This window comes from Achromobacter sp. Root83 (assembly GCF_001428845.1).
Classification (GTDB): Bacteria; Pseudomonadota; Gammaproteobacteria; order Burkholderiales; family Burkholderiaceae_B; genus Achromobacter.
The window spans coordinates 439,963-455,479 of sequence record NZ_LMIU01000001.1 but is presented as its reverse complement, the minus strand read 5'-3'; the positions used below and the strand labels follow the sequence as shown (position 1 = coordinate 455,479).

Below are 15,517 nucleotides of genomic sequence, written 5' to 3'. Positions count from 1 at the left end.
GCGGACCGCGCGTGCTCAGGCTTTCGCCGAAGCGCCCGGGCGGCCGCGCAGGTTGTAGGCCTTTTTGCCGCCGACGTGCTTGCGGATCAGCGCTTCGGCGCGTTCGCCGTCGCGCGCCATCAACGCCTGCACGAAAGCCTCGTGGTCGGCGACCGCCGTGGTCCATTCGTCGTGGTCGAAATTGGACTTGTAGCGCAGGGCCTGGACCTGCAGATTCAGCCGGTCATAGGATTGCGTCAGCGCCGGATTGTGCGCGGCGCGGTTGATCGCTATGTGCGTCCCCATACTGGCCGCAAAGTACGCGCGGATATCCCGCTTCTCGTAGTTTTCAAGCATCTGCGCATGCAGGCGCGCCACCTGGGCGAGCTCCGCGTCCGAGGCGCGCTCGGCGGCGCTGCGCACCGCCAATCCTTCCAGCACGGACAGCACGTCGAAAATATTCTCGATGTCGTCCGCCGACAGCTCGATCACCATCGCCCCCCGCTTGGGCTGCAGCGCCACCAGCCCGTCCGAGGCCAGCATCCGGTAGGCCTCGCGCAGCGGCGTGCGCGAAATCTTCAATTGGTCGCACAGGTCGCGCTCGTTCAGCCAGGTGCCCGGCTTGAGCGTGCCGTCGATGATCAGTTGCCGCAACCGCTCCGCCACGACGGCCGGAAGGGTGGGATGGTGGATGGCCAAATCGGGGACGGACTCATTCGGAAGCAGGCTTTCAGGGTTAGCCATGGGTTGTTCACACTCGCAACATCGACTATTTTTGTATCTGGTATACCAAACACCAATGGAATACCAACCTGACCCAATCATAAAGCAAGCCACACCTGGGCAGGCCTAATCCACCAAGGAGACTCCTATGCACAAGCAAGTTCGCGCCGTGGCGGTCACGCTGGCGTTGACCGCCGGCCTGGCCGCCGCCGGCCCCGTTCTGGCGCAGGACCCGGCAAAGTGGCCGGAACGCCCCATCCGCCTGGTCGTCGGCTTCGTGCCGGGCGGCGGCACCGACGTATCGGCCCGCATCCTCTCCGCGCGGCTGTCCACCTTGCTGGGCCAGCAGATCGTGGTCGAAAACAAGCCGGGCGCATCCGGGCTGATCGCCGCCGACTACGTGGCCAAGGCCGATCCGGACGGCTACACGCTGCTGCTGGCCAACATGCAGTCCACGGTCGCCGCGCCCTACGTCGTGCAATCGAACATCGATCCCATCAAGGACTTCACGGCGGTGCGCTATATCGGTTCGGTGCCCAACGTGCTGGTCGTGAATCCCGCCAAGCACGCCTACACCACCGTCCAGAACCTGGTGGACGACGCCCGCGCCAAGCCGAAGCAACTGCTGTATGCCTCGTCCGGCATGGGCAGCCCGCAGCATCTGAGCGCGGCGCGCTTTTCGCAGATCGCCGGCGTCTCCATGGAGCACGTGCCCTACAAGGGCAGCGGCCAGGCCATGACCGACCTGCTGGGCGGCAGCGTGGACATGAACTTCGACACCCTGCCCGGCGCCATCAACCAGATCCAGGCAGGCAAGCTGCGTCCGCTGGCGGTGACCAGCGCCGAACGCAGCAAACGGCTGCCGGACGTGCCCACCCTGGCCGAATCCGGCATCAAGGGCCTGGACGTCGTGCAGTGGTATGCCGTGCTGGGCCCCGCCAAATTGCCGCGCCCGGTGATGGACAAGCTTGACCAGGCGCTGGCCCAGACCCTCGCCGACCCCGAGGTCGCCGCCAAGCTGGCCGACCAGGGCATGGACCTGGGCGGCGGGCCGCAGACGCCGGCGGCGTTCGCCGCCTACGTGCGGGACGAATGGGCCAAGTACGGCAAGCTCACCGCCAGCCTCGGCCTGACCAAGCAGTAATCCCCAGCGGGGGGCCGTCCCCCCGCTTCTGAAAAAGGAACACCATGAGCGCTACCTCTACCACCGAGTCTTCGCCCATCCTGCTGCAGCGCGACGGCGACATCGCGACCGTGGTGCTGAACCGGCCGGAAAAACTCAACGCCTTCACCATCGACGGCTGGCGCCTGCTCGGTGACACCTTCCTGGAACTGGACCGCGACGATGGCGTGCGCTGCGTGCTGCTGCGGGGCGCCGGTGAAAAGGCGTTCTCACCCGGCAACGACATCAGCGAATTCGAAACCGCGCGCAGCAACAAACGGCAGGCGGTGGAGTACGGCGCGGTCATGCGCCGCACGATCGAGGCCATCGGCAACTGCCGCCACCCCGTGGTGGCGCAGATACACGGCATCTGCGTGGGCGGCGGACTGGAGATCGCCAGCCTGGCCGATCTGCGCATCTGCGGCGAAAGCGCCAGGTTCGGCGTTCCCATCAAGAACCTGGGACTGGTGATGTCGTATTCCGAACTGGCGCCGCTGGTGCGCCTGGTCGGCCCGACCACCGCGCTGCAAGTGCTGCTGGAAGGGACGATATTCGACGCTGCCGAGGCGCTGCGCCTGGGCGTGGTCACGCGCGTGGTGCCGGACGATCAGGTCGCGGAGCAGGCCCGGGCCGCCGCGCGCCGCATCGCCGACGGAGCGCCCCTGGTGGCGCGCTGGCACAAGAAGTTCGTGCGCAACCTGGTGCAAGGCAAGGCGCTGACCGATGCCGACCGCGATGAAGCCTTCGACTGCTTCGACACCGAGGACTTCCGCAGCGGCTACCGCGCTTTCCTGGCCAAGGCCAAGCCGCAATTCAGCGGCCGCTGAACGCAGATCAAGGAACTTGCATGCATAACGATACCCACGGCACCGGCCGCCCGGCCTCCAACCGATCCGACGCGCCCGCGGGCGCGCTCGCCGGCATGCGCGTGATCGAGCTCTCGCAGATCATGGCCGGCCCCACCTGCGGCATGATGCTCGCCGATCTGGGCGCCGACGTGATCAAGGTCGAAAAGATCGATGGCGGCGACGATTCGCGTCAGTACCGCGATCCGCAGATCAATGGCATCTCGGCGCCCTACCTCATGCTCAACCGCAACAAGCGCGCCATCGCGCTGGACCTGAAGCATCCCGAAGGCAAGAAGGTCCTGCTGCGCATGATCCGCGACGCCGACGTCGTCACCGAGAACTTCCGCAAAGGCACGATGGAAAAGCTCGGCCTGGGCTACGACACGCTGCGCCAGGAAAACCCTGGCCTGATCTACTGCGCCGTCTCGGGGTATGGCACCACCGGCCCGTACGCCGACAAGGGCGGCTTCGACCTGGTGGCGCAGGGCTTCTCGGGTCTGATGGCCATTACCGGAGAGCCTGGCGGACCGCCGTTGCGCACGGGAAATTCCGTGGCGGACATCAATGCGGGCCTGCTCGCGGCCTTCGGCGTGCTGGCGGCGTATCAACACAAGCAGCGCACCGGCGAGGGCCAGATCGTCGAGACCTCGCTGCTCGAGGCCAGCCTGCAGCAGTTGTACTGGCACGCCGCGATCTACTTCGGCAGTGGCGTGTCCCCCGGCCCCACCGGATCCGCCCATGTCCTGAGCGCCCCCTACCAGGCATTCCCCACCGGCACGGACTGGATCATCATCGGCGGCGCGAACGAGAAGAACTGGCAGCGCATCGCGCAAGCGCTGGGCAAGCCGGAATGGACCGAAGACCCGCGCTTCGCGCGCAATCGAGACCGCATGCAGAACCGGGATGAACTGGTGGCGGAGATCTCCGCGATCCTCAAGACGCGCGGCGCGCAGGAGTGGCTGGACGTCTTCGATGCGGCGGGCGTGCCCGCCGGCCCGGTGCATTCGGTTGCGCAGGCGCTGTCGCATCCGCAGACGCTGGCGCGCGGCATGGTGGTGGAGCAGGACCATCCGGTGGCGGGCAAGGTGCGCACGGTAGGCATGCCCGTGAAACTGTCGGCAACGCCCGCGCAGTACCACCGCGCGGCGCCCCGCCTGGGCGAGGACTCCATCGCGATCCTGGGAGAATTCGGCTACGGGGAAACCGAGATCGACGCGTTGATCCGCGCGGGCGTGGTTGCGGCCGTGGGCCGCGAACACGAACGCGAGCGCCAGGAAGCCTAGCGCAAACGGATGCAAGGCGCGCTGGCGCGCCTTGCATCCCGCGCGCCGCTACTCGGTCTCTCCCAGGTACGCCGCGCGCACCTTGGGATCGTGCAGCATCTCGCGCGCCGGACCGGACAAGGTGATCTCGCCCGATTCCATCACATAGCCGCGATGGCTGTTTTCCAGCGCCAGGCGCGCATTCTGCTCGATCAGCAGGATGGTCACGCCTTCGCTGGCGATGGTGCGCACGACCTCGAAGACCTTCTCCACCATCAGGGGCGCGAGACCCATCGACGGCTCGTCCAGCAGCAGCAGCCTGGGACGCGCGATCATGGCGCGGCCCATGGCCACCATCTGCTGCTCGCCGCCCGACAGCGTGCCGGCCGCCTGCTTGCGGCGTTCGGCCAGACGCGGGAACAAGGTGAAGACGCGGTCGGTATCCTGGCGGATCTGCGCCGCGTCGCGGCGGATATAGCCGCCCATCGCGAGGTTTTCCTCGATGGTGAGCTGGCCGAAGATGCCGCGGCCTTCGGGCACCATGACCAGGCCCTTGCGGACGAGTTCGTGCGACTTCTGGCCGCCGATCGATTGCCCCGCGTAGACGATCTCGCCGCCCGCCAGGGGAACCAGGCCGCAGATGGCGCGCAGGGTCGTGCTCTTGCCCGCGCCGTTCGCGCCGATCAGGCAGACCAGTTCGCCATCGTCCACGCGCAAGTCGGTGCCGCGCACCGCGCGGATGCCGCCATAAGACACCTGGAGGCCACGCAGCTCCAATAGGGGTTGGGATGCCGTCATGTTGCCTGGCCCTCATTGTGTATCAACGGATCCTGGGCTGCCCCGGCGCCCAGATACGCTTCGATGACTTTGGGATCGCGCTGCACCTGGGCAGGCTTGCCCATGGACAGCACCTTCCCGTATTCCAGCACCAGCACGCGGTCGCACAAGCCCATGACGAGCTTCATGTCGTGCTCGATCAGCAGCACGGTCACGCCGTCGGCGCGGATTTTCTCGACCAGTTTGCGCAGCACCACCGTTTCCGATGCGTTCATGCCGGCGGCGGGTTCGTCCAGCGCCAACAGCTTGGGATCGGTCGCCAGCGCGCGCGCGATCTCCAGGCGCCGCTGGTCGCCATAAGGCAGCGAACGCGCGACATCATTGGCGCGATGGCCGATGCCGACGTAGTCCAGCAGCTCCTGCGCCCGCGCCTCGATGGCGGCCTCTTCGGCACGCGTGCCCCGGGTGCGCAGCACCGCCCCAAGCACGCCCGCCTTGGTGCGCATGTGACGCCCGATCATCACGTTCTCGATGGCGCTCAGATTGGCGAACAGGCGGATGTTCTGGAAGGTGCGCGCCAGGCCGGCGTAGGCCACTTCATGCGGTTTCTTGCCGGTCATGGAAACGCCGTCGAAGGTGCAGGTTCCTTCTTCCGGAATGTAGAGGCCGGTCAGCACGTTGAACAGCGTCGTCTTGCCCGCGCCGTTCGGACCGATCAGGCCGTAGATCTCGCCCTGCTCGATGTCGAAGCTGACATCGGACAAGGCCTGCAGGCCGCCGAAGCGCTTGCCCAGGCCCTGGGCTTGCAGCAGTTTGCTCATGCCGCGCCTCCCTGGGTCTTGGTCGCCAGCTCGCGCTTGCGCACCGCCGACGGCCACAGGCCCGCCGGCCGGAACAGCATGACGCTCACCATGGCCAGGCCGAACAGCAGCATGCGGATGCCTTCCGGATCCAGGATCACGGCGCCAAACACCATGTGCTGGAACGGTTCGACCACCGCGCGCAGGAATTCGGGCAGCGCCGCCAGGATCAACGCGCCGAGGATCACGCCCGGGATATGGCCCATGCCGCCCAGCACCACCATGCACAGGATGGAGATCGACTCCATCAGCGAGAAGCTCTCGGGGCTGACGAAGCCCTGCATGGATGCGAACAAGGCTCCCGCCACGCCACCAAAGGATGCGCCCATGGCGAACGCCAGCAGCTTGATGTTGCGCGTGTTGATGCCCATCGCCTTGGCGGCGATCTCGTCCTCGCGGATGGCTTCCCAGGCGCGGCCGATGCGGGAATTCTGCAGACGCACGCAGACCAGGATGATGATCAGCGTCAGCGCGAGCAGCAGGTAGTAGTACTTTTCCGGACCCGTGAAGCGGATGCCCAGCAGGCTTTCCGTGCGTCCGAAAGCGAACTCGCCCACCTTGAAGGTGTCGATGCGGTTGATGCCCTGCGGCCCGTTGGTGATGTTGATGGGCGCGTTCAGATTGTTCAGGAAGATGCGGATGATTTCCCCGAACCCCAGGGTCACGATGGCCAGATAGTCGCCCCGCAGTTTCAACGTCGGCGCGCCCAGCAGCACGCCGAACAGGCAGGCCACCGCCAGCGCGATCGGCAGGATCGCCCAGAACGGCAGATGCAGGCCGAAATGCGGCGAGGCCAGCAGCGCCCAGGTATAGGCGCCCACGGCATAGAACGCGATATAGCCCAGGTCCAGCAGGCCGGCAAAGCCCACCACGATGTTCAGGCCCAGCGACAGCATCACATAGAGCAACGCGAAATTCAGGATGCGCACCCAGCTCTGGCCGGCCATGCCGATCACGAAGGGCAGCACCGCCAGCACGATGCCGATCAGCGCAATGCCGATCAGGGTGCGGGCCGAGAGGCCGCTGTTTTTGAGGTGTCCGGTCATGCGCGATCTCCCACGCGTTCGCCCAGCAGGCCCGACGGACGGAAGATCAGCACCAGCACCAGCACGAAGAACGCGAACACGTCCTGGTAGTGGCTGCCCAGGAAGCCGCCCGTCAGGTCGCCGATATAGCCCGCGCCCAGGGACTCGATGATGCCCAGCAGCAGGCCGCCGGCCATCGCGCCCACCAGGTTGCCGATGCCGCCCAGCACCGCCGCGGTGAAGGCCTTCAGGCCCAGCATGAAACCCATGGTGTACTGCGACACGCCGTAATAGGTCGCGACCATCATGCCCGCCACGGCGGCCAGCGCCGAGCCGATCAGGAACGCGGCCGAAATGACCGTGTTGATGTTCACGCCCATCAGGCCCGCCACTTCGCGGTTCTGCGCGGTGGCGCGCATCGCCGTGCCCAGCCGGGTCTTGTGCACCACGGCCAAGAGGCCGCCCATGATCAGCGCCGCGATCACCACGATGGCGATCTGCAACGTGCTCATGCGGGCGCCGGCGAATTCGAACACCTGCGGCGACAGCACCTGCGGGAAGTTCAGATAATTGCGGCCCCAGCCCATCATGGCCACGTTCTGCAGGATGATGGACACGCCGATGGCCGTGATCAGCGCCGCCAGGCGCGGCGCGCGCCGCAGCGGCCGGTAGGCCACGCGTTCGGCCGTCCAGCCCACCGCCATGCAAAGGGGCACGGAGACCAGCAGGCCCACGCCCAGTACGACAAAGGCCGAGGTGCCGGGGTCGCCGCCGACCAGGGAGATGGCGACCGTCGTGGCCGCCATCGCGCCGATCATGACGACGTCGCCATGCGCGAAGTTGATCAGCCCGATGATGCCGTACACCATGGTGTAGCCAAGGGCGACCAGGGCGTACACGCTGCCTAGCGTGACGCCGTTAATCAGTTGTTGAATGAAGATATCCATAGGGGCCGCTGAATAAGCCTGGAAAAATCGCGTCTGACGCGGCCGGGGCCCGAGGGCCCGGCCTGGCGTAGCGCGCCGCGGCGCCGGACGGCGCTTGGCGGAGAGCGGGCGGACCCTGGCGCAGCCGGGATCCGCCCTCGTTCAAGCCGCCTTAGTTGGCTTGGCTGACCATCGTTTCAACCATTTCCCACTTGCCGTTCTTGACTTCGTAGATGGTGACCGAGATTTCCTTCAGGTCGCCCTTGTCGTCGTACGAAATGTGTTCGCTGGTGGCGCCCTTGCGGTTCAGCTTGGCCAGCGCCGGCAGGTATTTTTCGGGCTTGGCCGAACCGGCCTGCTCGATGGCCGCGATCATGTTCCACGCGCCGTCGTAGGCGTACGGCGCATACACGCCGGGAGCCTTCTTGAAGCGGGCCTGATAGCGCTGCTCGAAGTCCTTGCCCGCGGCCATCTTGTCCAGCGGCACGCCTGCCAGCGAAGCGTAGGTGCCGTCGGCGGCATCGCCGGCCAGCTTGATGAAGGTGTCGCTGCGGGTCATTTCACCCGACACCAGCGGTGCCTTCAGGCCCAGCGTGGCCAACTGGCGCTTCATCGGGCCCGACTGCGCGTCCAGGCCGCCGTAGAAGATGGCGTCGGGCGCGGAACCCTTGATGTTGGTCAGGATGGCGGTGAAGTCGTTGGCCTTGTCGGTCGTGTACTCGCGGCGCACGATCTGGCCGCCCGCGGCCTTGACCGCCTTCTCGACCTCGTCGGCCAGGCCCTGGCCGTAGGCGGTGCGGTCATCGATGATCGCGACCTTCTTGGCCTTCAGGTTTTCCACCATGAACTTGCCGACGGCGGCGCCCTGTTGGGTGTCGCTGGTCATCATGCGGAAGGTCGTTTCGTAGCCTTGCTTGGTGTACTCCGGCGACGTGGCCATGGCGATCTGCGGCAGACCGGCTTCATGGTAGACGCGCGACGCGGGGATCGTCGTGCCCGAATTGAAGTGCCCCAGGATGCCGACCACTTCCTGGTCGACCAATTGCTGGGCGACCTGCACGCCGACGCGCGGGTCGGCCTGGTCATCACGCGACACCAGCACGAACTTGGCGGGCTGGCCGTCAACCTTGATGCCCTTCTTGTTGGCTTCTTCCAGGGCCAGGTTCAGGCCGTTCTGCATGTCCTCGCCATAGTGCGATTGCGGACCGGTAAGCGGCGCGGCAAAGCCGAATTTGATGTCCGCGGCCTGAGCGGCGGCGGTCATGCCCGCGGCGGCGACGGCGGCGGCGGCAAGCTTCAAAGTGGTGTGCAACTTCATGGGGTATCCTCCGGGATGTCGGACTTAAGGTCTTGTTATACCTGAGCTTTTTTAGCCAGGCTTTGTTTTTTACTACCGCGGGCCCGATGGTTGACGGGTCCCGCGCATGCATTTTCTGCAAAGTCTGAATGCCGGGTTGCGACAGCCAAACTAGAGGTGCGACCGGATTTTCCTTCCAGTGCAACCTAGCCCGATATTGGAGATAACCCTTGGATACCCAAGGGTTACCCCGTGCTTGCGGTCAACCGATGGTCATCAGGCTGGCGTTGCCGCCCGCCGCCGCGGTATTCACGCTGATGGAACGCTCCGTCAAGAGGCGTTCCGGCACGTAGCCGGCCCCCGCTGCCAGCGCGTCCGGCGTCAGGCCGTGAACGGCCAGAATGGCCCCCGGACGCTGCGCAATGCGCTGGTTCAGCGCCTGCAGCGCATCACCATCGCCTTCGAACAGCACGGCATGATAGTCGGCCTCATCGACCTCGGCGTCGGCCAGTATTCCCGCCTGGCCCTGCTGTTCGGCGTCCAGGCCGGACAGCAGCGCCTGCGCCGCCGGCGTATCGGCGAACCAGGCATGGTTGCCCGTCAGCCGCGCCACCGACCATTGGGCGCGCGCGCCGGCGTCCGTGGCCGCCACGCAATACACCGCGCCACGCGGTTCAACCATATAGGTATTGGTTTCGCCGGTCGGACCGGGCAGCGCAATACGTTGCGGCAGCGGCGCCGCGGCATCCAGCGCCGGCGGCAGGCCCGCGGGACGCGTGCCCAGCAGGCGGTACATGTACAGCGGACCGCCCGCCTTGGGACCGGTGCCGGACAGGCATTCGCCGCCAAAGGGCTGCACACCCACCACGGCGCCCACGATGTTGCGGTTGACGTACACGTTGCCGGCGTGAACCTGGCCGGTCACGTGGGCAATGGTTTCGTCGATGCGGGTGTGCACGCCGAAGGTCAGTCCATAGCCCGTGCCGTTGATGGCGTCGAGCAAGGCGTCGAGTTCATCGCGCTTGTAGCGCACCACATGCAGCACCGGACCGAAGACTTCGCGCGTCAGTTCGCCGATGTGGTCGATCTCGATGATGGTCGGCGGCACGAAAGTGCCGTGGCGGCATTCGCCGTTGAGTTCAACCTGATCCACGCGATGGCCTGCCGTGCGCATCGTCTCGATGTGCCGCTGGATACCGTTGCGCGCTTCGGTGTCGATGACCGGGCCCACATCCACCGAGAGGCGGTCGGGATTGCCCACGGCAAGTTCGCGCATGGCCCCGCGCAACATCGTCAGCACATGGTCGGCGTTGTCTTCCTGCACGCACAGCACGCGCAGCGCCGAGCACCGCTGGCCGGCCGAATCGAAGGCGGAGCTGAGCACGTCGAACACGACCTGCTCGGACAAGGCGGAGGAATCCACCACCATGGCGTTCTGACCGCCCGTCTCCGCGATCAGCGGGATGGTGTGGCCGTCGTCGTCCAGGCGATCCGCCAGGGTGCGCGCGATGATGCGCGCGACGTCGGTGGATCCGGTGAACATCACGCCGCGCACGCCGGGGCTGGCAACCAACTGCGCACCCACGGTTTCGCCACGGCCCGGCAGCAACTGTACGGCGCCGGCGGGCACGCCCGCCGCCCGCAGGATGGACACAGCCTGGGCCGCGATCAGGGGCGTCTGCTCGGCGGGCTTGGCCAGCACGGTATTGCCCGCGGCCAGCGCGGCCGCGACCTGGCCGGTGAAGATGGCCAGCGGGAAATTCCAGGGGCTGATGCACAGCACGGTGCCCAGCGGGCGATGCGTGTCGTTGCTGAATTCCCGTTCGGCCTGGTCGGCGTAATAGCGCAGGAAGTCCACGGCCTCGCGGACCTCGGCGATGGCGTTGGGCAGCGACTTGCCGGCCTCGCGCACGATCAGGCCCAGCAGCGTCTGCATCTGCTCTTCCAGCAACTGCGCGGCGCGGCGCAGGCACTGGGCCCGCTCCGCCACCGGCGTGGACTGCCAGATCGGCGACGCATTGGCGGCGGCTCGCAGCGCAAGATCGGCCTCGTCGGCCTGCGCCTCGATGACGTGGCCCACCACGTCGCGCAGGTTGGCGGGGTTGCGCACTTCGATGGCGCGGGCAGCGTCCCAGACATCGCCGCCCTCGCCCAGCATGGGCGCGGCGTGCCACGGCGTGGCCGCGCTGGTCAGCAATGCGGCGGACAGCGAACCCAGGCGATGTTCGTTGCTGAGGTCCAGGCCCGCCGAATTGGCGCGCGCGCCCTGTTGCAGGTCGCCATACAGCTCACGCGGCAGCGGGATCTTCTCGTGCGGCGCACCCAGGGGCACGATGCGCGCGGCGGCGTCAACGGGGTCCGCCACCAGCGTTTCGACCGGAATGCTGTCGTCGCCGATCAGGTTTACGAACGAGGTGTTGGCGCCGTTTTCGAGCAGACGGCGCACCAGATACGCCAGCAGCGTTTCGTGCGTGCCGACCGGCGCGTAGATGCGGCAGGGACGGTTGAGCTTGCCCTGCGCCAGCGGACCGACCACTTCGTCGTACAGCGGTTCGCCCATGCCGTGCAGGCACTGGAACTCGTACTGGCCCGGGTAGTAGTTCTGGCCGGCGAGCTGATAGATCGCCGCCAGCGTGTAGGCGTTGTGCGTGGCGAACTGCGGGTACACGGCTTCCGGGGCGCCCAGCAGCTTGCGGGCGCAGGCCAGGTAGGCCACGTCGGTGTACAGCTTGCGGGTATAGACCGGATAGCCTTCCAGGCCATCGACCTGCGCGCGCTTGATCTCGCTGTCCCAGTAAGCGCCCTTCACCAGGCGCACCATCACGCGGTGACGGCTGCGGCGGGCCAGGTCGATCACGTAGTCGATCACGAACGGCGCGCGCTTCTGGTAGGCCTGGATGACGAAGCCGATGCCGTTCCAGCCTTCCAGTTCGGGGGCGAAACAAAGCGCCTCCAGCAGGTCGAGCGAGATTTCCAGGCGGTCGGCCTCTTCGGCGTCGATATTCAGGCCGATGTCGTAGCTGCGGGCCAGCGCAGTCAGCGCTTTCACGCGCGGCAGCAACTCGGCCATGACGCGTTCGCGCTGGCCGCGCGAATAGCGCGGATGCAGCGCCGACAGCTTGATCGAGATGCCCGGCCCTTCATAGATGCCGCGTCCGGCCGCGGCCTTGCCGATCGCGTGGATAGCCTGTTCGTACGACGCGTAATAGCGTTCGGCGTCATCCGCCGTGGTGGCGGCCTCGCCCAGCATGTCGTAGGAATAACGGAAGCCGCGCGCTTCCATCTTGCGGTTGTTGGCCAGCGCCTCGGAGATGGTCTGGCCGGACACGAACTGCTCGCCCATCATGCGCATGGCCATGTTCACGCCCTTGCGCACCAGGGGCTCGCCGCCCTTGCCGATCAGGCGGGTCAACGCCTTGGACAGCGATTGTTCGCTGCTCACGGCCACCAGCTTGCCGGTAATCATCAGGCCCCACGTGGCCGCGTTGACGAACAGGGATTGCGAGCCGCCCATGTGCGACTTCCAGTCGCCGCGCGCGACCTTGTCGCGGATCAGCGCGTCGCGCGTGGCCCGGTCGGGAATGCGCAGCAGCGCTTCGGCCAGGCACATCAGGGCCACGCCTTCCTGGCTGGACAATGAGAATTCCTGGATCAGCCCTTCCACGCCGCCGCCGCTGCGCTTGCCGCGCAGCTTCTTCACCAGGCCGGACGCCATCGCATGCACTTTTTCCAGATTGGGCATGCGGGCCTGGCCCAGCAACAGCGGAACGCATTCGGGCTCGGGGCGCCGGTAGGCCGCGGTGATCGCCGCGCGCAGCACCGATTGCGGCTGCACGTCCTGGCCGAATTCGTAGAACGGAGGCGTGGGCGCGGACTGGCCGTCACCTATCTCGTCGTCGCCGCCCGAATCGAAGCCCAGATGGGACATTTCGGCGGGCAGATGGCCCCGCTCGATCTTGTCCAGGTAGGCGAGGATCGCCTGCTTGTGCAGCCAGTGCGGCGTGCAATTGAGCTTGTGCGCGGCCGCCTTCAGGCGGTCGCGTAGTGCGTCATCGACTTTGACGCCGAGGGTCGTGCTGGCCATAAGAGATTGCTTCCTGTCGCATGGCAAAGGTAATACTGGGCCCGAACGAAACCCAGCATGGGTAGGACCGTATGCTAGACAGGTTGCAACCGTGTTTGTATTAAGGTTAACCCTAGGTTAACCGCTTGAGATCACGCGATTTTTCGCGCGTCGCCTCATTCCTTCAGTGGCGAGCAGCCCATCATCTGCACCGACGCCGAACCCGCCGGCGTCTGGCCGCGTATCGCCGAGGCCATGGCGCCCGCCAGGTTCACCACCGCGCGCTGCTGCGCCGCAATCAGGCTGGGCACCTCGGCATCCGAGACCGTTTCAGTCACGACACTGCGGCACAACAGGCCGGAACCCTTCAGGTTGACCGGGCGCACCCGCCAGGTCGCGTCCAGTTGCGCCATGCTGCCCGACACCAGTTCGAACCGCTGCACGTCCGTCTGCACGCGCCAGACGGCCGCGCCAGGACCGGGTTTGACCACTTGCACGTCAAGCGCGCCCAGTTCCCGCTTCAGGGCATCGGACAGGGCGCCGCGCAGCTCGTCACCCAGCGGCGAGCTCCAGCGCTCGGAATACAGCGCCGAGACGCTGCCGTCGCCGGTACGCACCATGAGCTGGGGCTGGTCGGCCTGAGTCGAGATACTGACGGCCTGCACCTCGATCAGGAACGGAGCGGATGCCACGGCGCGGCCCGCGCTGGGGGCCGCCGGCGCCTGCAGGGTGTAGTAATGAACGGGAGGCGAGGAACCGCAGGCGGCCAGCCCGCCGGACAAAGCCAGGACAGCCAGCGCGGCACGCAGCCTGGGCTGCCTGCCTTGCCGGCCGATGGCTGGCGCACCCAGGGAGGAGGATTCTGCGCCGCGTAGGGGTCGGATATTCATGGATGTCTAGTTCCTGACGGGACCGGAGCCGGGAATGGGATCGGGGCCGCGGCCGCGCAACAAGGCCTCGGGATTGGATTGCAGGAAGTCGGCCAGCGCTCGCAGCGAACGCGCCGCCCGGCTCAATTCCTGCATCGCCTTTTCCGTGTTGACCGGCAGGGACGCATCCGAGGCCAGCAGCGAATTGATGTTCGCCATGGATTCCTTGGCCTGCCTGAGCATGTTCTGCGCCTCCGGCGCCACCTGCTTGTCCAGGCGGTTCATCAGCTTGGACGTGCTGGCCAGCGTGGCGCGCAGGTCGTCGCCGATCTTGTCGAACGGGATCTTCTCGATCTTGGCGACGATATTGCTGATCTGCTGCTGCAGCTGATCCAGATTGCCCGGAATGGTGGGAATGATGGCGGGATTGGAGGGCTGGAAGTCGACCGGCTTGACGTTTGGGAAGTCGTCCAGCACCACGTAAAGCTGACCCGTCAGCAGGTTGGCGGTGCGCAGTTGCGCGCGCAGGCCATGCTTGATCATGACGCCCAGCAAGCGCTGCCCCGCCACATCGCCATCCTTGACCGCGCGTTCGCGCACTTCTTCGTAAACGCGGCCCAGGCGCTCCGGATACAGCGTGGCGTCCACCAGCGAATAGAAGCGCTTGGTGGCCGGATCGAAGTCCAGGTTGATCTCGGTGACGTTGCCCAGCGTGATGCCGTTGAAGTCAATGGGCGCGCCGACCGTCAGGCCGCGGATCGACTGATCGAAGCGCATGCGGATCGGGAAGGCCTCGCCGTCCGGATTGGCCTTGGCAGCGGCCTCGGTGGGATACAGGTCGAAGTTCGAGTCGGCCGGAGCCGCCGATCCTCCGTCCCGCGCCGTTTGCACGGGGGCGAAGGCCACGCCGCCCACCGCCATCGACACCAGCGACTGCGTGCGGACCTTCAAGCCATCGGCGTTGACGCTGAAATCCACGCCGCTGGCGTTCCAGAAGCGCGTGCCGTTGGTGACGAACTTGTCGTTGGGCGCATCCACGAAAACCTCGACGTTCACGGCGCTGCCGTTCTGGTCCAGGGCATAGCCGATCACGCGGCCGACATTGATGCGCCGGAAGTACACCGGCGAACCGATGTCCAGCGATCCCAGATCGGAGGCCTTCAGCATGAAGCGCTTGCCGGCACGGTCGTGGGTCACGGCCGGGGGAATTTCCAGGCCTTCGAAATTCAGCTTGGTGGCCCGCGCGGTCTCGCCCTTGCCTTCCACCGCGTCCACGCCGATATAAGCACCCGACAACAACGTGCCCAGGCCCGAGACGCCGCTCACGTCCAGCCGCGGCCGCACCACCCAGAAGTTCGTGCCCTCGCGCGCCAGATCCGAGACTTCCTTGGCAAGCTCCGCCCGCACGACCACCTTGCTGCGGTCGGCATTGAAGCCTATGGATTTCACCGTGCCGATGTTCACGTCCTTGTAGCGGAGCTGGGTCTTGCCCACCTCCAGGCCTTCGGCGGTGTTGAACGAAATCGAAATGTCAGGACCTGCCTGCATCCAGGTCCGTACGACCAGCGACAGCCCCATCAGCGCCGCAACCACAGGCACCAGCCAGATCCAGGAGATCCGGCGCTTCTGCTTGCGGGAGATCGCGGGCGACGCGAACTTCTCTTCACCGGATCCGGGTGCTTGCTCGGACATCTACTCTTCCTTTTTGTGAGCGGGAAAAAACGGC

Annotated in this window: 12 protein-coding genes; 3 read left to right on the top strand and 9 right to left on the bottom strand. The window is 66.3% G+C overall.

The annotated features are described in order from the left end of the window. Window positions 1-15: 15 nt before the first annotated feature. On the bottom strand, window positions 16-723 hold the full coding sequence (locus tag ASE30_RS02015) for a GntR family transcriptional regulator (protein ID WP_057282580.1): 708 nt from the start codon (window positions 721-723) through the stop codon (window positions 16-18). Window positions 724-850: 127 nt separating this feature from the next. On the opposite strand from ASE30_RS02015, the gene ASE30_RS02010 reads away from it, so the two are divergent. Genes ASE30_RS02010 through ASE30_RS02000 form a run of 3 tightly spaced genes read left to right on the top strand, consistent with a single transcriptional unit; the run spans window position 851 to window position 3,995 of the window. After that, window positions 851-1,846 (top strand): tripartite tricarboxylate transporter substrate binding protein, encoded by a 996-nt coding sequence (locus ASE30_RS02010; protein WP_057282579.1) that lies wholly within the window; start codon window positions 851-853, stop codon window positions 1,844-1,846. A 44-nt stretch (window positions 1,847-1,890) separates the two neighbouring features. Then, entirely contained in the window at window positions 1,891-2,691 is an 801-nt protein-coding gene (locus tag ASE30_RS02005) for an enoyl-CoA hydratase/isomerase family protein (protein WP_057282578.1), read from the top strand. A gap of 20 nt (window positions 2,692-2,711) precedes the next feature. Continuing rightward, the gene (locus ASE30_RS02000; protein ID WP_057282577.1) at window positions 2,712-3,995 is read left to right on the top strand and encodes a CaiB/BaiF CoA-transferase family protein; all 1,284 of its coding nucleotides are present in this window, start codon (window positions 2,712-2,714) and stop codon (window positions 3,993-3,995) included. A 48-nt stretch (window positions 3,996-4,043) separates the two neighbouring features. Here ASE30_RS02000 and ASE30_RS01995 read toward each other — a convergent pair whose 3' ends face one another. The 8 genes from ASE30_RS01995 to ASE30_RS01960 form a co-directional block, all read right to left on the bottom strand. Beyond that, complete coding sequence (locus ASE30_RS01995) at window positions 4,044-4,772, bottom strand: ABC transporter ATP-binding protein (protein ID WP_057282576.1); 729 nt, start codon at window positions 4,770-4,772, stop codon at window positions 4,044-4,046. Then, complete coding sequence (locus ASE30_RS01990) at window positions 4,769-5,572, bottom strand: ABC transporter ATP-binding protein (protein WP_057282575.1); 804 nt, start codon at window positions 5,570-5,572, stop codon at window positions 4,769-4,771. The genes ASE30_RS01995 and ASE30_RS01990 overlap by 4 nt, the downstream gene beginning before the upstream one ends. Continuing rightward, complete coding sequence (locus ASE30_RS01985) at window positions 5,569-6,657, bottom strand: ABC transporter ATP-binding protein (protein ID WP_057282574.1); 1,089 nt, start codon at window positions 6,655-6,657, stop codon at window positions 5,569-5,571. The genes ASE30_RS01990 and ASE30_RS01985 overlap by 4 nt, the downstream gene beginning before the upstream one ends. After that, window positions 6,654-7,505 (bottom strand): branched-chain amino acid ABC transporter permease, encoded by an 852-nt coding sequence (locus tag ASE30_RS01980; protein ID WP_369819294.1) that lies wholly within the window; start codon window positions 7,503-7,505, stop codon window positions 6,654-6,656. The genes ASE30_RS01985 and ASE30_RS01980 overlap by 4 nt, the downstream gene beginning before the upstream one ends. 229 nt (window positions 7,506-7,734) lie before the next feature. Beyond that, window positions 7,735-8,880 carry a branched-chain amino acid ABC transporter substrate-binding protein gene (locus ASE30_RS01975; protein WP_057282572.1) on the bottom strand — a complete coding sequence of 382 codons (1,146 nt, stop codon included), beginning with the start codon at window positions 8,878-8,880 and terminating at the stop codon, window positions 7,735-7,737. A gap of 241 nt (window positions 8,881-9,121) precedes the next feature. Further along, a complete protein-coding gene (gene putA / locus ASE30_RS01970) occupies window positions 9,122-12,943 on the bottom strand; it encodes a trifunctional transcriptional regulator/proline dehydrogenase/L-glutamate gamma-semialdehyde dehydrogenase (protein ID WP_057282571.1) in 3,822 nt (1,273 codons plus the stop codon). A gap of 155 nt (window positions 12,944-13,098) precedes the next feature. Then, window positions 13,099-13,812, bottom strand: coding sequence for a membrane integrity-associated transporter subunit PqiC (locus ASE30_RS01965; RefSeq protein ID WP_082601418.1), 714 nt, complete (start codon window positions 13,810-13,812; stop codon window positions 13,099-13,101). A 6-nt stretch (window positions 13,813-13,818) separates the two neighbouring features. Further along, window positions 13,819-15,483: an intermembrane transport protein PqiB gene (locus tag ASE30_RS01960; RefSeq protein WP_057282570.1), complete on the bottom strand. Its 1,665-nt coding sequence runs from the start codon at window positions 15,481-15,483 to the stop codon at window positions 13,819-13,821. Between the last annotated feature and the right edge of the window lie 34 nt (window positions 15,484-15,517).

Excerpts from the sequence above, each read along its gene's own strand:
- ASE30_RS02015 (WP_057282580.1), bottom strand. The coding sequence starts at position 723 with ATGGCTAACCCTGAAAGCCTGCTTCCGAATGAGTCCGTCCCCGATTTG.
- ASE30_RS02010 (WP_057282579.1), top strand. The coding sequence starts at position 851 with ATGCACAAGCAAGTTCGCGCCGTGGCGGTCACGCTGGCGTTGACCGCC.
- ASE30_RS02005 (WP_057282578.1), top strand. The coding sequence starts at position 1,891 with ATGAGCGCTACCTCTACCACCGAGTCTTCGCCCATCCTGCTGCAGCGC.
- ASE30_RS02000 (WP_057282577.1), top strand. The coding sequence starts at position 2,712 with ATGCATAACGATACCCACGGCACCGGCCGCCCGGCCTCCAACCGATCC.
- ASE30_RS01995 (WP_057282576.1), bottom strand. The coding sequence starts at position 4,772 with ATGACGGCATCCCAACCCCTATTGGAGCTGCGTGGCCTCCAGGTGTCT.
- ASE30_RS01990 (WP_057282575.1), bottom strand. The coding sequence starts at position 5,572 with ATGAGCAAACTGCTGCAAGCCCAGGGCCTGGGCAAGCGCTTCGGCGGC.
- ASE30_RS01985 (WP_057282574.1), bottom strand. The coding sequence starts at position 6,657 with ATGACCGGACACCTCAAAAACAGCGGCCTCTCGGCCCGCACCCTGATC.
- ASE30_RS01980 (WP_369819294.1), bottom strand. The coding sequence starts at position 7,505 with ATGGTGTACGGCATCATCGGGCTGATCAACTTCGCGCATGGCGACGTC.
- ASE30_RS01975 (WP_057282572.1), bottom strand. The coding sequence starts at position 8,880 with ATGAAGTTGCACACCACTTTGAAGCTTGCCGCCGCCGCCGTCGCCGCC.
- putA (WP_057282571.1), bottom strand. The coding sequence starts at position 12,943 with ATGGCCAGCACGACCCTCGGCGTCAAAGTCGATGACGCACTACGCGAC.
- ASE30_RS01965 (WP_082601418.1), bottom strand. The coding sequence starts at position 13,812 with ATGAATATCCGACCCCTACGCGGCGCAGAATCCTCCTCCCTGGGTGCG.
- ASE30_RS01960 (WP_057282570.1), bottom strand. The coding sequence starts at position 15,483 with ATGTCCGAGCAAGCACCCGGATCCGGTGAAGAGAAGTTCGCGTCGCCC.